The following is a 21,920-nucleotide window of genomic DNA, read 5'->3' on the forward strand; positions in this document are numbered from 1 at the left end:
CCATGGTCCGCCGCTTGATCAGGCGCGATCCTCTCCGTGTGGACGAGAAGAGGCCTCAGGGCTTCGGGAGAAAGGAGAGGAGAGTCATGAACGAGTTGAGGACAAGTCACAGCGTCGGGAAGCTGATCCTCGGAATCGCCGTCGTCGCGCTCGGCCTGATCTTCACGCTGAGCAATCTCAACTTGATCGATTCGGACCGCTATCTGCGATTCTGGCCGGTCGTCCTGATCGCCTTCGGCCTGGAGAAACTCCTCCAGCCGCGCGCGTCGAGCGGCCGGATGTTCGGATTCATCCTCGCCGCGGTCGGCGTGCTGCTCCTTCTTCGCAACCTCGCGATGATCACGTGGAACATCTGGGATCTCTGGCCGCTGATCCTGGTTCTGATCGGCTTCAGCATCGTCTGGGGAGCCCTCGGCCGCCGGTCGGGCCGGGAACGCTTCCGCTGCCGCCCGGATGTCTCGGTCTCCTTCGACGACGACGCGAAGAGGCGGCAGGTCGACCCGGAATCGACGCTGAACATCAGCGCCGTCTTCGGAGGCGATGAGCGCGTCGTCACGTCTCAAGGCTTCCGCGGCGGGACGGTTTCGACCATCATGGGGGGGTGCGACATCGATCTGAGGCAAGCATCGATCGCCCAGGGCGAAGCGATCCTCGATGTCTCGGTCGTCTTCGGGGGGGTCGAGATCCGGGTCCCCGAGGACTGGAAGGTCGTGCTGCGCGTCAACTCGATTCTCGGCGGCGTGGAAGAGAAGACCCGCAAGCCGATAGGGGATGCGGCCAAGACGCTGGTGATCACGGGCAGCGTCATCTTCGGCGGAGTGGAGATTCGCAACTGATCCTGACGGATCAGAGAGAGGCAGGTCGGCAGCCGTGACGCCGCTGGCGACGACCCGGCGATTCATCCCGCCCTATCTGGCGGCATGGGTTCCCATCGCCGGGCTCCTTGCGGCGATGCTCCGTCTGACGCCGGGGACGACATGGACCGGCGCCCTGGCCGTCGCGATTCCCGGCTCGGCGCTCCTTTCCTTCCTCTGTGTCGCGATCCGCTATCCCGTGCGCGGGCTGCCGGCAGAACGGATGCCGGTGTCGCGCTTGCTCGCGCTCCACCTGGGCGGCGCAGCCTTCGCGACGGCGGTCTGGCTCGGCGCGCTCAGGCTCTGGGTCGAGGTCCTCGGGCAGACGCGACCGTTCGAGCTCCTGCCGGAGGCCTTCCGGAGCCACGCGCCGCTGCTCGCGGCCGCCGGGTTGCTGCTCTATCTGCTGGCCGTGACGTTTCACTCGCTCCTGCGCGCGGTGGAGCGGAGCCGCGAGGCCGAAAGGCGCGCCCTGGAGCTGAGCCTCATCGCGCGCGACGCGGAGATCGCCCTGCTCAGGTCCCAGGTCGATCCGCACTTTCTCTTCAATGCGCTGAACTCGATCGCCGGCCTCACGCGGGACGATCCGGATCGCGCGCGCACTCTCTGCCTGCGTCTCGGTGACTTCCTCCGGGCGGGACTCAGGATCGGGAGTCGGGCGCGCATTTCGCTCCGCGAGGAGCTGGCTCTCGCCCGCGACTACCTCGAGATCGAGCGGATCCGCTTCGGCGCAAGGCTCCGGGTCGCGGAGGATGTCGACGAGGCAGGCCTCTCGTGCCCCGTGCCGCCCTTGATCCTCCTGCCTCTGCTCGAGAACGCTGTGCGTCATGGGATCTCGGGACTGGTCGAGGGAGGCGAGGTGCTGATCGGCGTTCGCGTGGGGGGAGGGGGCATCGAGATCATTGTCGAGAACCCTCGCGACGCCGAGGCGCGATCGAGGGCCGGGGAAGGGATCGGGCTGCGGAACGTTCGCCGACGGCTGGAGACGCTCTACGGCCGGGCGGGGGGACTCGCGATCCGAGAGACGCCGGAGAGCTTCAGGATCGAGATCGCGATTCCCCGGCAACTCGCGCCGGAATCGGGCGACGGCGGCGGCGCGAGCGAGAGGCAAGGATGATGAGCAAGACCAGCGATCTGCGCCTCCTCATCGTGGATGACGAGGAGCCGGCCCGGCTGCTGCTGCGGGACTATCTGCGCGGCGCGCCCGGCGTGACGATCGTGGGGGAGTGCGCGGACGGTTTCGCGGCGGTCAAGGCGGTCACGGACCTCGATCCCGACCTCCTCCTGCTCGACATCCAGATGCCCAAGCTCGACGGATTAGAAGTCCTCGAGCTGATCGGGCGTGAGATCGCGGTCGTCTTCGTCACGGCCTATGACGAGTACTCGATCCGGGCCTTCGAGATCCACGCGGTCGACTATCTGCTGAAGCCCTACTCGCGCGAGCGGCTCCTCGAGGCGCTCGATCGGGCCCGCGAGAGGGTTGCGCGGCTCGGCCCGCGCCGGAAGGGAGCGCCGGCGTCGCAAGCCGCCGCCACCGCCGGCGCCGGGAGCGCGACTCTGCCCGAGACGGTCGCCGCCATGGACATGCGCCGCTCGAGGCGGCCGCTCGAACGGATCCTCATCCGAGACAGAGCGCGCATCCATGTGATCCCGGTCGGCTCGATCCACTACGTGGAGGCGCAGGACGACTACATCTCCATCGTGACCAAGGACAGGAAGCTCCTCAAGCAGCAGACCCTGAACGAACTGGGGCAGGCGCTGGACGAGAGGCGCTTCGTCCGCGTTCATAGATCGTTCCTGCTCAACATCGAGCATCTGGCGAGGATCGAGACTTACGCGAAGGACTCGAGGATCGCGATCCTGAAGAGCGGCGCCCAGCTCCCGGTCAGCCGGAGCGGATACGAGAGGCTGCGGGGGTTGCTGTGACGCCTTCGACTTCCGCTCCAGTCCTCGGGCGGTTCCTTCCACGCTCCTGCAGCGAGGGCGTGGATTCCGGCGATTGCCGCCCAAACAGCTCAGCGTAGAGGCCGCCTTGCCCGATCAGCTCCGAGTGGGTGCCTTCCTCGACGATCCGGCCTCTCTCCATGACGAGGATGCGATCGGCGTCGACGACGGTGGAGAGCCTGTGCGAGATCATGATCGTCGTTCTCCCGGCCATCAGCGCGTCCATCGACCGCTTGACATGAGCTTCCGACTCCGCGTCCAGCGACGAGGTCGCCTCGTCGAAGATGACGATCGGCGGGTCTTTCAGGATCGCCCGCGCGATCGACAGTCTCTGCCTCTGCCCCCCGCTTAGGCAGGCGCCGCGCTCGCCGACGATGGTGTCGTACCCGCGGGGGAGCTCGCGAATGAACTCGTCGGCTTGGGCGAGGCGCGCCGCCCGCTCGATCTCCTCCGGGCCGGCGTCGGGATTCGCGATCCGCAGATTGTCGGCGACGCTGGCGTGGAAGAGAAAGGTCTCCTGGGGGACGACGCCGATCCTGAGGCGCAGATCATCGAGCGAGAGATCGCGCAGGTCATGCCCGTCCAGGAGGATCCTCCCCTTCTCGACGTCGTAGAGCCGGCAGATGAGATGCCCGACGGTGCTCTTCCCTGCGCCGCTCGCGCCGACGATGGCGACCTTTTCTCCCGGCGCGATCGCGATGTCGACGTCTTCCAGGATCAGCGGGCCGCCGTTCCCCCCGTAGCGGAAGCGGACGCTCTCGAAGACGATCTCCCCGCGTGTTCGGCCCGGGTGAACGGGCGTCGGGCTCTCGCTGACGCTCGGCTCGAGGTCGAGGAAGGCCAGAATCCTCTCGACCGCGCCCACTGCCGTCCGGAGTTGGACGTTGAGGAAGCTCAGGCGTTGGGCCGGCTCGTACATCCGTGTCAGGTAGCTGATGAATGCCACGAGCGTGCCGATCGTCATGGTCCCGGCTATGGACGCCCGGCCGCCATACAGGTAGATGAGAGCAGGCCCGACGGCGACGACGAAGAGGCCGAGCAGCCTCGATTGCGAGCCGAGGACTCCCATGCGGACGCTCGTGCGGGCATGGGCGCGCAACCTCCGCGCGAACGACTCCCCTCTTGCCGCCTCGTTCGTGAAGGCCTTGATCTCGCGTATCCCCGCGATCCCCTCCTGCAGCTCCTCGACGACCTCGCCGTAGCGGACCCGATTCTCGCGTGCAGCGGCGAGAAGGCGGCGGTCATGGAAGCGGAAAATCGCGAGCAGCAAGAGCAAGGTGGCCGCGCCGATCAGAGTCATCGGGAGGCTCATCGCCGCCATGAAGCCGAGCATGAGGAGGATCGTGAAGGAATCGGTCACGAGCATGAGAAAGGCGCTTGTCGTCAAGGCCTGGACGGCATCGACGTCACCCATGACCCGCGCCGTCATCTGCCCCGACTTGGTTCCGTCGAAGTGATCCGTCGACAGGCGCAGGAGGCAGTCGTGCATCCGTCTGCGAAGAGTGAGGACGACCCCGGCGCTCACCCGCAGGAAGAGGACGTCGGTGGCGAACATGCAGAGCATGTAGCCCGCGTGGATCGCGGCCATCGCGCTGACGATGCGGAGCAGCATGGCGCCGTCCCGCTCGGGCAGGGCCGCATCGAAGATCTGGCGCACGAGCAACGGGATCGTGAGGGAGGCGGCTGTTCCGATTCCCATGAAGGCCAGGCAGCCGAGCTGCTCCCTCCAGTACGGCTTCAGATAGCCGGCAAGGCGCAGGAGGCTTGTGCGCGTGCGGGGCGCCCCCTGCGGGAATGTCCCGGTCCCTGGGGTCAGCATGATCATGCTCCGGCGGAGCCGTCGGCCTCCGCGGCCGCGAGGAACCTGCGCCATCGTGCCTCGAGGGAGTCCACCGAGCACCCGTAGACGCGCCGCACGGCGCCGCGAGGGTCCCCCTTCGAGCTGCCATAGAGATCCTTGAAGCTCGCGACCCCGCGATCTCGGATCAGGAAGCCGGCGAACGATCCCGCCATCGGGTAGCTGAGCCACGGGTCGGCCTCCGTGAAGCGGGGGTCGTCGAGCAATCGCCCGAGATGAAGCTCGCCGCCGCGGGACCGCGCCCGCAGGTATGTGGAATGCGCCTGCTCGCGCAGCGCCGCGTATTCCGCGGCTCCCTCCTGCATGAGCATCGGAGGATCCCCGAGGGAACCAAGGAGGATGTGGCAGCTCTCATGCAGGGCGCCGACGCGGAGATACCTTCCATGGACAGCGTGGACCTCCGCCTGGCGGGAGTGCGCGTGCGCCGGCATCGGATCGCCCGTGGCGAGCTTCTTGTGCAGACTCGACTCGTACAGGAAGTAGACGATGGGTCGGGACCGCTCCCATCGAAGGTCGAAGAGCTCTTCAAGCTCCGCGAGCCCCGCCTCCAGGGCGGCGGCGATCTCCTCGCGCTCGTGGTCCGCCGTCGAGCCGGGAATCAGATGGAGGAGAAAACGGGGCGACTCGATGGCGCGCCACTTCGTGCCGAGGAGAAGCTCCTCGCCCGCCTCACACGGCCGATCCTGCAGCGCGAGGATCTGGGCCAGGTGGATGTGCAGGATGGCATCGTGCCCCGGAGAGTCGAGCGCGCTCCGGAGGGCCGCGAGCGCGGCGTCGACTCCCTCATGACCGAGCGAACGGGCGAGATGTCGCAGGTGACATTCCCTGGCGTAAGAGCTTCCCATCCCGAGCCCGGCGCAGATCCCCTCGAGTTCGTCGAGGGCGGTGAGGTCGTCGGGACAATCCCGGAGGTGGGCTTCCAGGATCGGGACGAGCCGCGCGGACTCTTGCATCGGGACCTCCCTGAAAGATGCGGGCCGTTACGGGCCTCGCTGGGGCGTCATGACATCCTCCCGATCGGAACTGGCCTGGGCCGCCCGCTCGCTGACCCAGGCCAGACCGATCGCTCGGATGGGCTTCTAGAACGGATCGGCGATCAGCCGGGGCCAGCAGTTCGGCCAGCAGTAGTAGCACGGCAGGCAGATGTGCGCCCTTCCCTGCACCTGGCCGGAGACCTTCTTCAGCTCGAGCATTCCTCTCACCTCCTGTCCTTTGGGATTCTCAGGCGCCCCGCAACGATCGACCAGGCGCCGCCCGGCGGGAGCCCCGGCTCACGCCGGCGCCCCCCACTCCCCCCTGTAGGGGTCGTAGCTGCAGTGGATCGATTTGGCCGTCAGCTCGCCCGTGGGCCCGTAGGTGATCGGCCGGCAGTCGTGGCACGCGTATCGGTACTCGCAGTCCCTGCAGACCTCGATCTTGTCGAAAGAGAGATCCCAGTATCTGCGCAGATCCCCCTCCACGATCTCGCGGAGGCTCCTCTCACAAACATTCCCGCAGGGATGGTCGCGTTGCATGATGCAGGGGTTCACGTCGCCGGTGCTGCTGATCGCGATCTTTCCCTGCCAGCAGCTATTCCCGTTGCACCGCCGTATGAAGGTCGCGCGATCGGTCCTCATGAACTCCGCGCGCGTCTTGTATGCGGTCGTCTTGGAGAGCTTGTCGGGAACCAGCTCGTCGTCATTGCCCCGGCCCGAGGGGCGGACGAGATCGAACCCCGGGGCCTCCATCCCCAGCTCGCGCACGAACTCCATTGTTTCGCGCACGTAGTCCTGGTTGTGCTTCATGACCGTCACCGCGAAGCGCGGCTGGATGCCTCGCTCCTTCAGGCGGGCGACGTTGCGCATCAGCCGCTCGAACGATCCGCTTTTCTTGGTCACGAGGTCATGGATCTCCGGCCGCTTGGAGTAGAGGGAACAGGAGACCTCCATGCGAAGGTCGACGAGCCTGTCGATCCACTCATCCTTCAGGAAGGTGAGATTGCTGAAGACGCCGACGCTCGAATACCCCAGCTCCCTTGCGCGGCCTGCGAGGTCGAAGAGCCGATCCCCGTATAGAAACGGCTCCCCCCCGATGAACTGGACGGCGCGGCACTCGAGCTGGGCGCCCTCCAGGAGCAGCCGCCGCCACTCCTCGTGGGTCAGGCGGTTCTTCGCCCCGGTGTCCGCCTGGCTCATGCAGTAGCAGTGGCGGCAGCGGAGATTGCAGTCCTCTCGCAGCTCGAACCAGATGAAGTCGAGCTTCCGGCACGGATCGACCAAGTCGATCTTCGGTCGCGGGCTCGGCTGCTCGCCGAACTCCCCCATCCCGGCCTCGGCGACGCGGCGGAGGAAGTCGAGGATCTCGTGGAGCGGCGCCTCCTGCACCTTGGCCACGGTCTCCTCGATCCCGCACTGCCGCTCGCATGCCTCGATCACTCGCGCCGCGAGCGGGTCGATGCTATAGACCTCCCCCGATGCGAGATCGTAGAGAGCGCCCCGCGAGGCGCCCCTGACGAGAAACGCGTCCGGCTTGAGGGAGAAGTAGCGCAGCGTGGCTCTCTGATCCCTTCGCTGGGAGAAGCTGACAACGCCTTGCATGAGCTGGACCTCCTCCGACCTTGGTTCACCCCGGGTGAGCCCCTCTCGGCTCCATCGGGTCTTCCCGGGCATCCCCTTGGTTGCGCCCCGTTCGTGGATATTGAGAAGGGGTCTCGATCGAAAGACGGCCCGCGAGGCAGCGGATGCCCGGACCGCCTGGTCAGAAGGAGCGGGCCGGGGCGGGCCCGATCAGAACGAAGGGGGCCCAGAAGTAGGGATGAGCGAGGCTCACCGTTCCTCCGCCCTCCGAGCGCGCCCGTGTGCGCAGGTCCCTCTTCGCGTCCCGAAGAGCCTCTCCCGCATCGAGGCCGCGGGAGAGCCCCGCATAGAAGCTCTCCATCAGCAACGCTGTCGAGGCGTCGTTCACGCTCCACAGGCTCACGAGCGTCTGGGCGGCCCCCGCGCGCAGGAAGGAGCGGCCGAGCCCGAGAACCCCTTCCCCCGCATAGAGGCGGCCGAGCCCGCTCTCGCAGGCGCTCAAGGTCACCAGCTCGCAGTCAAGCGGGATCGGGAGGATCTCGTGCGCGTGGAGGAAGCCGTCATCCGCTCCCTCGGGATCCGGCGCGAGGGCGAGCCCGGAGTAGAGGGGAACCTCCTCGTCGACCGTCCCGTGGGCAGAGATGTGAAGGAATCTGTATGCGGGAGCCAGCGTCTTCAGACTGGTTTCCGTGGCCTCCGCGCCCGTCAGGCACCGGGATTGGGGAAGGAGCCGGCTCACCCTGCGCGCCTCCTCGGCGGCGAACGGGAGTCGGTCCGTCGATCCGACGGACGCGCGGAGGATCTCGGCGCCCTCACGCGCGCCATCCGTCTGACCGCGGCTCGCGAGCGGGTCCGATGCGCCGACGGCGAGGAGTCCGACGCCGGCCCTGCCTTCGCCCGTCGGGCCCCGCGCCGGCGCGGGGAGGAAGGCGGCCGAGGGGAGATACCGGATCGCGAAGCGGTCGCAAAGGAAGACCGTCCGCCGGAAGCCCCCGTAGAGGGTGTCTGTCGCGGCTGATTCCGCCTGGGAAACGACGAGCATCTCGAACGGGAGATGATGCAGCGCTCGATCCGGAACGATGTAGAGACGCCTCGCGTCGCCGATGAACGGCTCGATCGGATCGATGATCCACTCGCGCAGCCTTCGGGCGAGCCTCGCGTCGAAGCTGAGGGTGGACAGGCTGCGCGGCGCCGTCAAGGGTCCCCGGATCTCTCGGACCAGCTCCTCGATCGCGCGCGAGGTCGCTTCGAGACGGACCGCACGCACGCCGTCTCTCCGGAGCACGAAGCAGAGCGATCCTCCCAGGCCCAAGGCGTACTCGACGAGCGCCTCGTCGGGAGCGAGAGCCGCCGCGATCGCCCGAGCGTCCGGGTCCGCGCCCGCTCCAAGAGCGGAGCCCGTGGAGGAGTCTGCCAGGAGGAGATCCTGCCGCGCCCTCGCCCACTCCGCCTTCGTGCGGGAGATCTCGCGTTCGAGCGCGCGCACTCTCGACCGGTCGGGCCTCCTCCCTCCGGCGATCCCAGCGAGCGATGTCTCGAGCGCCCTGAGCCTTCCTTCCAGGGCGCGCAGGCTCGCCGCGCGAGGGGACTCGATCGGCGGGTCGACTCGCGGAGCCCCCTCCAGCATCTCATCGCGGAAGGCGCTCGCGCGCTCCTTCTCGCAGATCTCCAGGGCCTCGATGTCCCGGCCGAGCCGGACCAGGAGGTCCGCGGCCTCGCGGTGCAGGTCGATGCGCCGCTCGATGAAGTCCGCCTTGAGCTCCTCGATGCGCAGCCGACGGCGGACCGACTCCACCGCGTCGAGGGCCGCGCGGTAGTGCTCGACGGCCGCCTCCGGATCGATCGACCGACTCGCGGCCGCCGCCGCCCACTCGCACTCCCAGACGATCTCGGGATCCCGCACCTCCCGCGCCAGAGCGCAGGAGGCGCGGATCTCCTCGACGGCGGCGGACGAGTCGGCCAGCGCCAGGCGGACCCGCCCGCTCCTGCACAGGGCCAGCGCCTCCCGGCCACGCCGCCCGTCCTTGCGGCTCGAGCGCAGCGCCAGCGATGCTTGATCGAGCGCCCGCGAGGGATCGCCCGACCGCAGGGCGAGGTCGGCGAGGAACAGGCGCAGCGCCTCCTCCCCGTCCGCATAACCCATCTGCGCGCATCGAGCCAGAGTCCGCTCCGCCTCGGCGATGGCGCGGCTCGAGTCTCCGAGGCGGAGGGCGACCTCGCAGAGTCCCATCGAGGCTTCCCATGAGCCCTGCTCGGCTCCCATCCCGCAGAAGATGCTGTCCGAGCGAGCGTACGCCTCGCGAGCGGCGTCCAGTCTTCCGAGGGAGAGATCGGCGCGTGCGATCGTCAGGATCGCCCCGGCGCGGTTGCGCTCGTCCGCGAGCGAGTCCGACAGGGCGAGGGCACGGCGCGCGTCGGCGAGGGCGGGGAGCGGGTCTCCAAGGGCGAGCGAGCCGCCCGCCCGATGGAGCAATCCCTCGACCTCGTCCACGGGGCTTCCGATCGAGCGGGCCAGCGAGATCGCGGTGTCGGCATACTCGATCCCGCGACGGTGATCGCCCGCCAGGAGATGCAGGTGCGAGAGGTTCGTCAGATTCCAGCACTCGCTGCCGGCGTCGCCGATCGATCGGGCGAGAGAGAGGGCGGTGTGGAACGACGCCATCGCCTCGCTGAGATCCCCCAGGTCTGTGTGGGTCAGTCCGATGTTGCCGAGGATCAGCTGCTGCGCCTGCCTGTCCCCGCGGGCGCCCTGGAGAGCGAGCGCTCTCCTGAATCCCTCGAGAGCCGGCCCGTACTCGGCCAGCTCCCTGCGAACAAGAGCGATCCGGTTGATCGCCCAGGCCTCGTACTCGGCATCGGCTTGCGCATGGAAGACCCTCCGCGCGCGGTCCCAGGCGCGGAGGGCTTCCCGAGGGCGGCCGGCGAAGTAGTGCGCGCTTCCCATCAGGAGATATCCGTGGCCGAAGCCGCGATCGAGAGCCAGCGCCCCTTGCGCCTGCGCCAGCGCATCCTCCGGCGATTTCCTCTTCATCGCGACGCATCCGAGGCCGTAGCGGACGCTCGGATTGCGCGGATCGGATGCGAGCAGGCCGCGAAGCTCGCTCTCGACCGCATCGAGATCGGCCGCGCGGGCGCGGCATTCGACGAGGCTGAAGTAGGGGCGCGGGTCGCGGGGCGCGCTTCTGATGCTCTCGCGGTAGGTCTCGATCGCGGCATCGATCGCGCCGGCGTGCCGGAGGCTCTCCGCGCGGGGGAAGTGGACGCGATCCCGGGCCTGATGGGGATCTTCGCGGGCGCACGAGCAGAGGAAGCAGGAGATGGCCAGCAGGGGAAGAGTGGCCGACGGCGCGACCGGCCGACGGCACGACCCGCGCCGCGGGACTCGAGCGAATCGGCTCACAACTGCCTCATGACTCCGCTCGTGGGCGCGTATGCCGCGCGGCCGTCGCTCAGCGGCAGAGACCCTTCAGTGCGCTCCAGCAGGATGTCGACCGCGCGGTTGTCCGTCAGCGGTACAGACCCCTCAGTGCGCCCCAGGATGTCGATCGCGCCGGCGTCGGCTCCTCCACCTCGAACTCCTGGCTGGCGTCCCATTCGTGCGGGATCTGATCCTCGAACCATGTGGCAAAGTCGGGGAACCGCCATTGCGATCCGCATCCCAGGAAGATCTCATCGCCTAGGCGCCCCCATTTCGGAGGCAATCGGGTCTCGCTCGTTGCCAGGGCCTGGATCCCCATCCAGAACTTGCCCGGTTCGAGAGGGATCGCAACCTCCAGGTCATACCTGTAGCAGGGGAGCTCGTCGGGATCGTTGCCGATGAAGGTCCCCGGGAGCTTGATCCCCAGGAACTCCGCCAGGAGACCCGTTGGAGTGCAGACCAGATCGCCATAGAAGCGGACATTGAACACGGCGCTGTCGGGGTAGGTCGGCCGCCGCTCCATGTAGCCGCCCCACCAGGTCGCCTTGATGATCGTGCAGGTCGATGTGACCTCGCACTCGTTCGCGACCTCGATCGAGTCGCTGGGGAACTTCGCGCTCTCGGGGATTCCGCGCTGGCTGCAAATGACGTCCCGCGGCGACCAGCGATCGGGCCCTCGCGGCGCCGCGGGCTCTCCCTCGGCTCCAGCGCCGGCGACGCCGCCGGCGACAAGCAGACCCACTACACATACGCATGCGCTCTTGGACATGGCGATGATCCTCCTGCGGGCGGGCTTTACGGACGGACAGACGACTCAGAGAGGCGCGGGATCATTATCGCACAGAGAAGCCTGGTTCTCAAGCCCTGCCGGGTTCCTGCCGGATTCTCCGGACGCCGCGGCCGCGCGCGGCGCTCCCCGCCGCCCGGGAAATCCGTCTCGCCACGCGGCCGGCTCCAGGGCATCATGACGCCATGCATGCTCCTCCGTCCCCGGCGCCCGCGCCCCACGTCCTGGTCCTGATCGACCATCTGAACCGGGAGAGGGGGGGGGCGGAGAACCAGGCGATCCTGCTGCTGCGCGGCATGCCCCCCGAGAAGGCCCGGATGCGGGTCGCCTACTTCGCGGGGCGGAGCGAGGACATCGAGGCCGTCGCCGCGGCGGGGGTCGGAATCGATCTCCTGCCCTCCGGCCCGCGCCGGCTCTGGCCGATCTCCGTTCTCCGCAAGGCGAGCGGGATCGTCCGCAGGCACCGGATCCAGGTCGTGCAGACCTTCCTCCCCTCGCTCGACATCCTCGCGCCCGCGCTGCGTCTCCTGCATCCTTCCCTCAGGATCTCGACCAGCCGACGGTGTCTCGACAGCTATCTCCCCGCGCGGCATCTCCGCCTTCTTCGCTTGAGCGGGCGCTTCGCCCATGCCATCGTCGCCAACGCGAGGGCCGTGGCGGAGAGCGCGCGTGTCGAGGAGGGAGCAGCGGAGTCTCGGCTGCGCGTCATCCCCAATGCCATCGAACCGTCTCCCGCGCCGGATCCGGTCGAGAGGCGAGACGCCCGCCGCCGCTTCGCCATGAGCGACGATGACTTCGTCATCGCCTATCCCGCCCACTTCCGGGACGGGAAGGGGCACAAGCACCTTGTCGATCTCCTGCGGCGGCTGCTAGAGAGGGCTCCACGAGCCCTTCTGGCGGTCGCGGGGGACGAAGAGGGCGAGCCCGACTGCGTCGCGAACTCCGCCCTCTTCCGCGCGGAGGTTCGACAGTCGGGCCTCGAGAACCGGGTCCGGAGACTCGGCCTGTTGCCCGGAATCCGTCCGCTGCTCGCCGCCGCCGATGTCGCCCTGAACCTCTCGGAGACCGAAGGGATGAGCAACACGATCATGGAAGCGATGGCGGCGGGGCTCCCGGTCGTCGCGACCCGGGTGGGCGGGACGCCGGAGCTGATCGAGGATGGGAGGGAGGGTTGGCTGATTCCAGCCGGAGATCTCTTCCTTGGAGCCGACCGCCTCGCCCTCCTCGCGGGGGAGCCTGAGGCCAGGAGGCGGATGGCCGCCGCGACCCGGGAGAGGGTCCTCAGGGACTTCTCGGTCGCCAGGATGGCCGATTCCTATGCCGCTCTCTATCGGGGTCTGCTCGAGCCCCGGAGCTGACCCGGCGCAGTCGCTGCGCGCAAGCGCGGCGCCCGATCATGAAGAGAGCAAAGGATTCCATGGCAGCGAGTTAGAAGATGCCACGACAGGGGTCTGCGCGCAGGGGGGTCGCACGGGCGTGGGCTGTCCGACCTTTCCGGACTCGCCCTGCGACCATCCGGCCTGATGCGTCGCGCCCCGGTCCGCAAGTCGAGCCGCGCCGGAACGGACGGTTTTCCGCTTGGTACCCGCTCCGATCCGGCCGAAGAGCACATGGAGGCCATGGCGGGCCGCGGGGAGATTCCGAGATGGACGCCACGAAGGTGCTTGACGATCGGCGAATTGGCTGGTAGTATTCGTACTTGCATGATGATGCGTCGCGTGGGGCCAGATTCCTGAAGGGGCTCGGGGGATCCGGAGAGACATCCGGCGGCGCGAGTCCGCGGACGACACGAACCCCAACAACGAATGGAGGATTCTCAGCTATGCGTTGGTTGTTAGTTCTTGCTCTGATGGTTGCCTTCGCTGGGTCGGCTCTGGCCGCGATCCACACGAGCAACACCGAGGTTCTCGGTCCGAAGGGTAGCGGCAACGGCGCTTCCGACGGTCGCGAGGGCGGCGAGACCTGGTACGACGCGGTGGTGATCGGTGGTCTTCCTTACACCGATACCGGCGCGACTTGTGACAACGTCGCCGACATCTCCACGACCTGTGGTGGCGGTGGCACTGCGCAGGATGTGGTCTACATGTACACTCCCGCGGCCAACGTTACCGTCACTGTCAGCCTCTGTGGCTCCTCGTACGACACGGTCCTCGAGGTGCAGCAGGGTATCGGCGTTGCAATCGCTTGCAACGACGACTACTGCGGTCTGCAGTCCGAGATTCAGGGCCTCGCCCTGCTCGGCGGCACGACCTACTACATCATCGTCGATGGCTACGGCACCGGCTGCGGCAGCTACACGCTCAGTGTCACTGAGCCCGTTGTCCCCGTCCTCGAGTGCCCCACCGGCGCGCTCCTCGAGGGCGAGCCCGATTGCTACGACGAGTACTACGACAGCTACAACGGCGGCTGCAACAGTGTCGGATTCCCCGAGATCTGTCCGCAGTCGGGGAACAGTGCGACCATGTGCGGTAAGAGCGGGACCTACTCCTACCAGGGTAGCAGCTACCGCGACACCGACTGGTTCACCTGCTACGGCGCCGGGATGACGGCCACGCTGACCTGCGTCGCCGAGTTCCCGCTGCAGCTGATCTTCATCTACGGTGCCGACTGCAACAACCTGCAGTACACCTACACGACTGCGCAGCCGATGGTGCCGGCTACCCTTAGCTGGTTCATGGCTCAGGGCGTTCCGTTCTGGCCGTGGATCGGTTCGTCGCAGTTCACGGGCGTCCCTTGCGGTTCCGACTGGATCATGGATCTGGCGGGCATCTGGTGCCAGCCGACTGCCACGCAGCCGTCGACCTGGGGCACCATCAAGGGGCTCTACAAGTAGGATCTGAGTTCGCATAGCCTCGACTGGAGGCTGTGAAGATGCGAGGGCTGGGACCGGGGTCCCAGCCCTCAATCTATGTCCGGCGGGACGCGTTTATCTCTGAAGGATGAACTTGCGGGAGGCCCGCTCTCCTCCCACCTCGACCGTGAGGAAATAGACCCCGGAGGGGAGAGAGAGACTCGCGGCAGCCGCATCGGACAGGGACCAGTCCTGCTCGCCCGCCGTTGCTTCCTCATCGCGCAGGATGGTCCGGACGCGGCCGGTCACGTCGTGGGCCAGGATCCGCACGCGCGCCGGGGTCGCGAGGCTGAAGTGGAAGCGCAGCGGCCCGACGGAGGGGTTTGGGAAGGGACCGTCGATCCGATGCCGGCGCGTGCGACCGGATAGGGATGCCGGGGTCGGCGGCATCGGCAGCTCGTAGCCGCGCGACGAGACCGCCACGACTCGATACAGGCAGCTCGGGCGCTCCATCGGCTCGACGAACTCGTTCTGTCGCTGGGGAGGGAGGAGGGCCCCGGTGCGGCGGATCCAGCTCGCACCCCCGTCGTCGGAGCGATCGACCGCGAACCCGGCCACGCGCGCCATCTGGCCGCAGCCCCAGGTGAGGCGGGCCACAGCGGTCTCGCCTCCCTCCTCCACCCGCACCACGACCTTAGAGTGGAATCCCGAAACCTGCGGAAGGAAGTCCGCGATGTCGAGAGTCACCGCGACCTCGGCGCTGGGGGAGGACGGATTGCCCGAGACATCGCGCGCCGTGACCGAGTAGAAGTACTCGATCTCGGGAGAGGCGGTCGTGTCCAGGAAGGATGGAGAGAGCAGGCCCGGCACTGTCCAGACATCGGGAGAGCCCGTCTGGCGCCTGTGCAGGGCGTAGTCGGCGAAGTCGGGCTCGGCCGACGGGAACCAGGCCAGGCGAACGCGATCCCCCTCGTCCGCGGCGGCGAGGCCCATCGGCGCGGCGGGGGGGCTGGTGTCGAGAGGGAGGAAGGTCTGGGCGGCCGCGTCATTGGAGCAGCCCGATCGATTCCCCGCCTCGTCGGCCACGCGAATGGCGAAGTGGTGCTCCGTGTCGGACTCGAGCCCCGTGACGGTGAAGGTCTCGCCTGCTCCGGCCGGCGCGGGGAGCATGGCCACAGCGATCGGGATCGCGGTTTCCCAGTTCGATTCATCGATTGGACTCACGGATCGGCGAAGCTCGTAGCGCGTCGCCTGCCCCTGGAGCCCATCGTCCCCGACCGCGGTCCATGCGATCTGTATTCGGGTCTCGTCAATGGCGGTCGCCGCGAGATTCGAGACGGCGGCGGGCGGAGTCGTGTCGATGGGATCTTCCTCCGGCGGCTCGGGGATTGCGTCCGTCGTCAGATCCACGACATTGGAGACGGGAGACCAGTTGCCCGCCGCATCGGATGTCTTGAGGGCGACGAAGTAGCGGGTCGAGGGCGCGAGCCCTTCAATCCCCTGCGATGCGGGCGACCCCGGCGGCCCAGGCGTCGGAAGCTCCGGCACGAGATCCGCGCCGCCCCAGGATTCCTCGTCGATCTCCTCGGTAGAGATACGCATCTCATAGGCCGCGCACTGCCCGCCGTCGTCATCGGGGGTCGTCCAGGCCAGGAGGACCGAGACCGTGTCCAGGCCTGCGACCCGGAGGTCCTCGACGCGGTCCGGCGGCAGCGTGTCCGGCGACGGAGGAGTCGTGGCGTCGACCGACTCGGAGAGTGGCCCCAGATTGCCCGCGTCATCGATCGCGCGCAGGGCGAAGTGGTAGGTTGTCTCCGGCTCGAGATCCGCGACGCGGAGCGACTCCGGAGAACCGGCGCCCCGGCACGAGACGACCGGCAGGACTGGCGTCGCCGACTCCCAGCTTTCCGGGGTCACAGGGCTCCGCGCCCTGCGGATGTCGTAATGATCCGCTCCGCCCGGCGCGCCCGCGTCACTCGGCGAGAGCCATGTCAGGAGGACGCGATCCGGAGCGATCGCCCGGGCGGCGATATCCGCGACCGGAGCGGGCGGGACGATGTCGGGGAGAACCTCCGGCTCGAGCGTGATGGCTTCGATCTGGTTGGAGATCTCCGACCAGTTCCCGCGGGGATCGCGTGAGCGAAGGGCGACATAGTAGCGCGTGGACGGGATGAGGTCTGCGATCGTGAGTCGTTGCTCGACGCCGGGGGAGGCGGGATCGGGGGCGCTTGCCGAGACGCCGGCCGCCCACCCGTCTCCATCGAGAGGAAAGGTCGAGAACCTGATCTCGTAGCGGTCCACCTCCGGCTCCTCGACGCAATCGTCGGGCACGCGATCCTCCGGCGCGCTCCACGAGACCTCGATTGTCGTTCGCGCGATCGCGCGCGCCTCGAGATCGGTGGTCCTGATCGGGGGAAGAGTGTCGGGGGCGGAGGTCGTCGTGACCTCGCAAACGGAAGCGAGCGATGACAGGTTCCCTTCTTCATCGAGCGAGCGGATTCCGACGTGGTAGGTCGTCGCGGGAGCTAGCCCCTCGAGGAGGAAGCTCTCCTGCGCCCCGGGCTCGCCCGGATCGGGAAGGCCCTCGACGATGAGCCCCTCTTCCCATGTCTCTTCGGCCAGCCCCTCTGCCGAGAAGCGTCCCAGGTAGCCGGAGACCGGCTCGCCGGGCGTGTCGTCGCGCGGAGCCGTCCAGCGCAGGAGCGCGCTCCTGTGTCCGGAGGCGACAGCCTGAAGATCATCGATGCCGGACGGAGGCTCCGTGTCGGGAGCCGGCTCCGTGCCGGCCGATGCCGCGTTCGAGAGGGGGCTCCAGTTGCCCGCCTCGTCGCCGACGCGCAGGGCGAAGTGATACCGGGTGCCGGGGCTCAATCCCGTGACCACGAAGCTCTCCGGCGCTCCCGGATTCGCGGGAGAGGGTTCGCCCTCGGCGCGGATGGCGTTGGGCCAGGTCGTCCCGTCGATCACCGTTGTGGCGTAGCGCAGATCGTAGCCGCTCGCGCGCCCCTGGATTCCGTCGTCACCGGTCGCGGTCCAGGCGAGACGGATCGACGTCTGGGTCGGCGACGAGGCCGCGAGGTCGTCCACGCCGGCCGGCGGAGTCGTGTCGGGGGGTTGGAGCGTCGTCGCCGAAGGGACGTTCGAGAGTCCGCTCCAGTTCGGGACCTCGTCGGCGACCTTGATCGCGAAGTAATATCGCGTGGCCGCCGCGAGACCCGGGACCGTGAAGGTCTCCGCCTCCCCGGCCGGCCGCGGCGCGGGCTCGCCGGTCGCGCGGGTGGCGCCGGCCCAGCTCGTCGCGTCGATGGGGGAGGTCGAGTACCGGATGTCGTACTGCGACGCGCGACCCTGGTTGCCGTTCGCCCCGACCGCCGTCCAGCTCAGGAGGATGCTCGTCGCCGTGGGCGACCCCGCGGCGAGCGTTGTGACGGGAGAGGGCGGGGGATTCGATTGGCCGGCGGGGAGAATCGCGAAGGCTCCGCCTCCATCGGCCGGAAAGGCGATCGATCCCGCGGAACCGGACTGCAGATCGTAGCCGATCAGCTGCGCGTCCTGAGCGACGTCATAGCCGTCGCCGGGGACCAGACCGAAGATCAGATGGTTGACCGTGGAAAGAGCCGGATGGGCGGAGAATGCCAAGGCTCCGCAGGCAAGGATGAGAGCGAGCCTCTTCCTCGTAGATCCTCCTTTGTGCCCTCGCCTTCCCGAGTCGATGGGGGCGCGTCGCCTGACCCACCCATCCCCTCCGCAGGTCCCGGCATCGCAAGGCGGGAGCCATCAAGAGCCGTTCGGGGCGGCTGTTTCCGGTATTCCGCAATTTGTTACGAGTCATTGGGTTGAGCGGCTGGCTGGGGCTCTGATTCGCCTGCGCGCGGCCCGGGATCGGATCCTTGGGATCTCGCTCGTTGCGATCCGGAATGAGGAGAGGGCAAGATGCATTGCACGCATCTCGGGCCTTCTTGGCCTCGGCGGCGGATGGACGAAGCGCGGCGGGGGATCGGATCGTCCCGATGGAAGGCGGATCGCCAATGCGGATCGCAGTCCTCTATCAGTACTTCAAGACGCGCGAGGGATTCGGGAGCACGCGCTCCTTCGAGTTCGTCCGCCGCCTTCGCGCGGACGGGCACGAAGTGCTCGTGATCACCTCGACCGCGCGTCTATCCGGCTTCGCGGGCAGGCCGCGCTGGGGCGTACTCGAAGGGGAAGCGGACGGCATCCCGATCTGGGCGGTTCCGTCCGCCTACAGCAACCGGATGCGTTTCGGCCGAAGGGTGTTCGAGTTTCTCCGCTTCGCCGTCGTCTCGAGCATGGCGGTTCTGCGCGCGCCGAGACCCGATCTGATCTACGCGAGCAGCACGCCCCTCACCGTCGCGATCCCCGCCCTCGCGGGCCGCATCCTGAGGCGCCTGCCGCTGCTCTTCGAGGTCCGCGATCTCTGGCCCGAGGTGCCGATCGGGATGGGGATCCTGCGCAACCGGATCGCGATCGTGCTTGCGAGGGGTTTGGCGAGGGCGGCGTACCGGCGCAGCGCGCGCGTGATCGCTCTCTCTCCGGGCATGCGGGATGGCATCCTGCGCTACGGCATCGAGCCCGGCCGGGTCGCCGTGATCCCAAACGGGGCGGACCTCGACCTCTTTCGCCCGGACGTCGACTGCGGGGACCTGAGGCGCGAGCTTGAGATCGAGGACGCCTTCATGGTGGTTCACACCGGGGCGATGGGAGTCGTCAACGGCCTCGAATTCATGATCCCTGTCTGCGAGCGGCTGGCGGCTCTCGATCCCCGCGTCGTCGTCTTCCTGGTCGGAGAGGGATCCCAAAGGCCGAGGCTCGAATCGCTCGCCCGCGACAGGGGGTTGGCGAATCTCCGGTTCTTCGGGCCTTTGCCGAAGACAGCGATCCGCCGATGGCTCGCGGCCGCCGATCTCGGGCTCATGCTGATCCGACGGATCCCGATTCTCGAGATGAACTCCGCCAACAAGTTCTTCGACTACGCAGCCGCAGGTCTCCCCTGCCTGATGAACTACGGGGGATGGAAAGCCGAATTGCTGCGCCGCTATGACGCCGGAGAGGCCGTGGAGACGGACGATCCCGGGCGGTTCGCCTCGGCGATCTGCGGCCTATCGGCCGACCCGGAGCGGCTCCGGAGGATGGGCGAGAAGGCGAGGCGGATGGCCGAGGAGGAGTTCGACCGCGACCGGCAGTACCAGGCCTTTCTGGAGGTCGTCCGGGCGGCCGCGGGGCCGCCCGCGGGGTCAGCGGACGGCCGCTGACCCCACGGCGAGGCCGGCCATCGCGATCTCGACCCTGCAGGGGCCGATCGCATCGAAGCAGAGGCTGCCCTTGTCGGAAGCGCGCTCGATCCGCCCTTCCGATTCGCCGATCCTGATGACGTAGTCCGCCTCGGGGATCAGGCCATGAATCATCTGGGGCAGCGGTAGCAACTCGCCGCTGATCCTGTACTCCATCTGCGGCTCGCCGTCGGGATTCCTGCCGAAGACGAAGACCCCCTCGCCGTCGATCTCGCACCCTACGGCGTTCGGCTCGTCGATCGCGCGCACCTCGGCCATGGTCCCGGCCGGCGTGCATGCCCAGAGCGCGTGCACGAAGTCGACGGTAGACGCCCGCGGGGCGACCGTCTCCACGCGCCACTGGCCGACTTCGTGGATGTCGGTGAACGCCCCCTGCGGCATGCTCTGCGGAGGGATGTTCTGGCCGTTGCCGTTGCCGTCATCCACCCAGAATTCGTATCCGGACCCACCGACCAGGCGGAGCGTGGCGTTCGCCGGAAGAACGGGAGCGCACCAGATCTTGCCTCCATACTGCACCGCGGGGGAGCCCGGCGGCTCGACGCGCTCGGTTCTGAGCGCATAGTACCTTGCGCGCGGGTAGGTGATGATGCGGTCGGGCACGGTCACGCTGAGCGGCTGGACTCCCTCCATGGTGGGGCGGTTGATCGTGTGGAGGAGCCAGCGCGCGCTGTTGTCGTCGTTGTTCTGGACGACCTTGTCGCGCACGACGAAGTAGCGGCCGAGCATCGCGACTTCCCGCACCTGCCTCTGGATCCGGCGCGTGGCGTTGGTCGAGTGGTAGGCCGAGCCGGGATTCAGGATCCCTTTGACGTAGTAGCTCTTCGCGCCGTCGTCCAAGGTCCTCTCCTCGAAGAAGACGATGTCAGCGGTGTCGTAGACGTTGTCGTCGGCCACGTCGCGGATGTGCATCGGGGGACCGGGCTCATCGTAGAGATAGTCCTGTCCCCATCGATCGCTCATCGTCGCCTGCTGCTCGTCGAGGACCACGACGGTGTTCGCCGCGATCGCCCTCGAGTTGTAGTTGCGCAGGTGCTCTTCGCCCGCCAGGTAGTAGCCGGACCGAATCGCCAGGGCCCCCCTGTAGTAGATCTCGAAGGCGAGCTGGTAGAAGTTCCAGTAGTCGCCGAAGAAGTCCCCCGCGTGGAGGGTGAAGTAGACGTCGTCGTTGTCGCCGTTCAGATTCCAGCCCGAGCGCAGGATCACCTTCTCGCTCCAGCTCGAGCCCGGCGGCTGGTCCTCGCCGCTGGCCCCATAGAACTTCGCGAGCGGAAGCGTCGACGGCTGCGAGGCGGGAAGATCGGGCCGCCAGAGCGTGCAGAGAAGTGCCCATTCGTAGCCGCCGTAAGAGCCGTTCCAGGGTCCGTTTGCGACGAGCCACTGGGCGTATCGATTCCCGCGAGCGGAAGCCAGGATGGCGAGAGACTCGTAGCCCCGGACGTAGACCGTGAAGTTGGTTCCGGACATCAGGCGCTGGCTGAAGCCGTCGGGCCTCCGGATGTGGAGCATGTACTGGGGCCAGTTGTCGATGTAGGACGCGCAGAGGCTCCAGTACTCCCCGAGACCCAGCTCGTCGAAGAGATGGAGATAGAAGGTGATCGCCTCCATGTCGACCTGGGTGTACTCGTTCCCTTTGTAGTAGCCTCCGTCGGGGAAGTAGAGCTGGCGGGTGGGCAGCACGCCTCCCTTCGAGGCGGCCGATCCGTTCGGCCAGGCGTATTCCCGCACTCCGCGCATCCTCCCGTCCCACTCGTCCACCATGGCCTGGCAGCGCTGGTTCTCGGCCGACGAGCCTTCCCCGTAGAAAGCGAGGCCGGCCAGACCGACGCGGCTCGCCTCGTTCGCCTCGAGGTTGTAGTAGACCGTTCTCTGGTTGCCGAGCGTGTAGCGAGGAAGGGCAAGCTGCCTCGTCGCGTTTCGCTGCGTCGGGGTGAGGTACTCGTAGACCCAATCGTAAGCGATCGTCCACTCGATGTGGCTCGTGATCCACTCGCCGCGGTCGATCGCCCAGATGAAGTACTGGGCCGCCTTGGTCGTGTAGGCGGAGTTCTGCTCGATCTTGCCGACCAGAACGAGATTCAAGACAGCATAGACGTTTGAGCTGCTCGGCGATCCCGCAAGGTAGCCGTCCGCGCGACTCTTGATCTCCTGGTACATGGCCGCCTTCGGGGAGCCGGGCGCGACCTCCGCGCGCAGCTGCGGCAGAAGAGTCTCCCTAAGGAAGAACCGCGGGTGAGGCGGAAGTCCTGAGAGGTCGACGGCCTGAGCGGCGGCCGGCGGCGGCACCGCCGCCAGCAGCATGCTGAGGGAAACTCCGCAGAGGAAGAGGGGCCGCGCGATCGCGCCCGTCCGATTGTGCAACCATCTGGGGGAGCAGACGATGGCTTTAATGGAGTATTGCAAAACG

At 67.7% G+C, this 21,920-nt stretch carries 13 protein-coding genes; 6 read left to right on the forward strand and 7 right to left on the reverse strand.

Going from position 1 to position 21,920, the window contains the following annotated elements; translation table 11 throughout:
* Window positions 1–2: 2 nt before the first annotated feature.
* The 3 genes from FJY88_01040 to FJY88_01050 are packed head-to-tail and all read left to right on the forward strand — an operon-like array spanning window position 3 to window position 2,780.
* Complete coding sequence (locus tag FJY88_01040; GenBank protein ID MBM3285928.1) at window positions 3–836, forward strand: hypothetical protein; 834 nt, start codon at window positions 3–5, stop codon at window positions 834–836.
* Window positions 837–870: 34 nt separating this feature from the next.
* Window positions 871–1,971: a hypothetical protein gene (locus FJY88_01045; GenBank protein ID MBM3285929.1), complete on the forward strand. Its 1,101-nt coding sequence runs from the start codon at window positions 871–873 to the stop codon at window positions 1,969–1,971.
* A 17-nt stretch (window positions 1,972–1,988) separates the two neighbouring features.
* The gene (locus tag FJY88_01050) at window positions 1,989–2,780 is read left to right on the forward strand and encodes a response regulator (GenBank protein ID MBM3285930.1); all 792 of its coding nucleotides are present in this window, start codon (window positions 1,989–1,991) and stop codon (window positions 2,778–2,780) included.
* On the opposite strand, the gene FJY88_01055 is transcribed toward FJY88_01050, so the two are convergent.
* The 5 genes from FJY88_01055 to FJY88_01075 form a co-directional block, all read right to left on the reverse strand.
* Complete coding sequence (locus FJY88_01055; protein MBM3285931.1) at window positions 2,740–4,671, reverse strand: ABC transporter ATP-binding protein; 1,932 nt, start codon at window positions 4,669–4,671, stop codon at window positions 2,740–2,742. The genes FJY88_01050 and FJY88_01055 overlap by 41 nt on opposite strands.
* Window positions 4,620–5,609 (reverse strand): hypothetical protein, encoded by a 990-nt coding sequence (locus tag FJY88_01060; protein ID MBM3285932.1) that lies wholly within the window; start codon window positions 5,607–5,609, stop codon window positions 4,620–4,622. Before FJY88_01060 ends, FJY88_01055 begins: the two co-directional genes overlap by 52 nt.
* Before the next feature lie 318 nt (window positions 5,610–5,927).
* Window positions 5,928–7,304 (reverse strand): radical SAM protein, encoded by a 1,377-nt coding sequence (locus FJY88_01065; GenBank protein ID MBM3285933.1) that lies wholly within the window; start codon window positions 7,302–7,304, stop codon window positions 5,928–5,930.
* Window positions 7,305–7,392: 88 nt separating this feature from the next.
* The gene (locus FJY88_01070; GenBank protein MBM3285934.1) at window positions 7,393–10,611 is read right to left on the reverse strand and encodes a CHAT domain-containing protein; all 3,219 of its coding nucleotides are present in this window, start codon (window positions 10,609–10,611) and stop codon (window positions 7,393–7,395) included.
* 106 nt (window positions 10,612–10,717) lie between these two features.
* Window positions 10,718–11,398: a hypothetical protein gene (locus tag FJY88_01075; protein MBM3285935.1), complete on the reverse strand. Its 681-nt coding sequence runs from the start codon at window positions 11,396–11,398 to the stop codon at window positions 10,718–10,720.
* Between the two features lie 203 nt (window positions 11,399–11,601).
* Here FJY88_01075 and FJY88_01080 point away from each other — a divergent pair, with 203 nt between their 5' ends.
* Both FJY88_01080 and FJY88_01085 read left to right on the forward strand, forming a co-directional pair.
* Window positions 11,602–12,774: a glycosyltransferase gene (locus FJY88_01080; GenBank protein ID MBM3285936.1), complete on the forward strand. Its 1,173-nt coding sequence runs from the start codon at window positions 11,602–11,604 to the stop codon at window positions 12,772–12,774.
* A gap of 464 nt (window positions 12,775–13,238) precedes the next feature.
* Complete coding sequence (locus FJY88_01085) at window positions 13,239–14,249, forward strand: hypothetical protein (protein MBM3285937.1); 1,011 nt, start codon at window positions 13,239–13,241, stop codon at window positions 14,247–14,249.
* Between the two features lie 93 nt (window positions 14,250–14,342).
* On the opposite strand, the gene FJY88_01090 is transcribed toward FJY88_01085, so the two are convergent.
* Window positions 14,343–17,846: a T9SS type A sorting domain-containing protein gene (locus FJY88_01090; GenBank protein ID MBM3285938.1), complete on the reverse strand. Its 3,504-nt coding sequence runs from the start codon at window positions 17,844–17,846 to the stop codon at window positions 14,343–14,345.
* A gap of 278 nt (window positions 17,847–18,124) precedes the next feature.
* Here FJY88_01090 and FJY88_01095 point away from each other — a divergent pair, with 278 nt between their 5' ends.
* The gene (locus tag FJY88_01095; protein MBM3285939.1) at window positions 18,125–19,477 is read left to right on the forward strand and encodes a glycosyltransferase family 4 protein; all 1,353 of its coding nucleotides are present in this window, start codon (window positions 18,125–18,127) and stop codon (window positions 19,475–19,477) included.
* Here FJY88_01095 and FJY88_01100 read toward each other — a convergent pair.
* A complete protein-coding gene (locus FJY88_01100) occupies window positions 19,460–21,916 on the reverse strand; it encodes a hypothetical protein (protein ID MBM3285940.1) in 2,457 nt (818 codons plus the stop codon). The genes FJY88_01095 and FJY88_01100 overlap by 18 nt on opposite strands.
* Between the last annotated feature and the right edge of the window lie 4 nt (window positions 21,917–21,920).

The sequence above is a fragment of the Candidatus Eisenbacteria bacterium genome (assembly GCA_016867495.1).
Lineage (GTDB): Bacteria > Eisenbacteria > RBG-16-71-46 > CAIMUX01 > VGJL01 > VGJL01.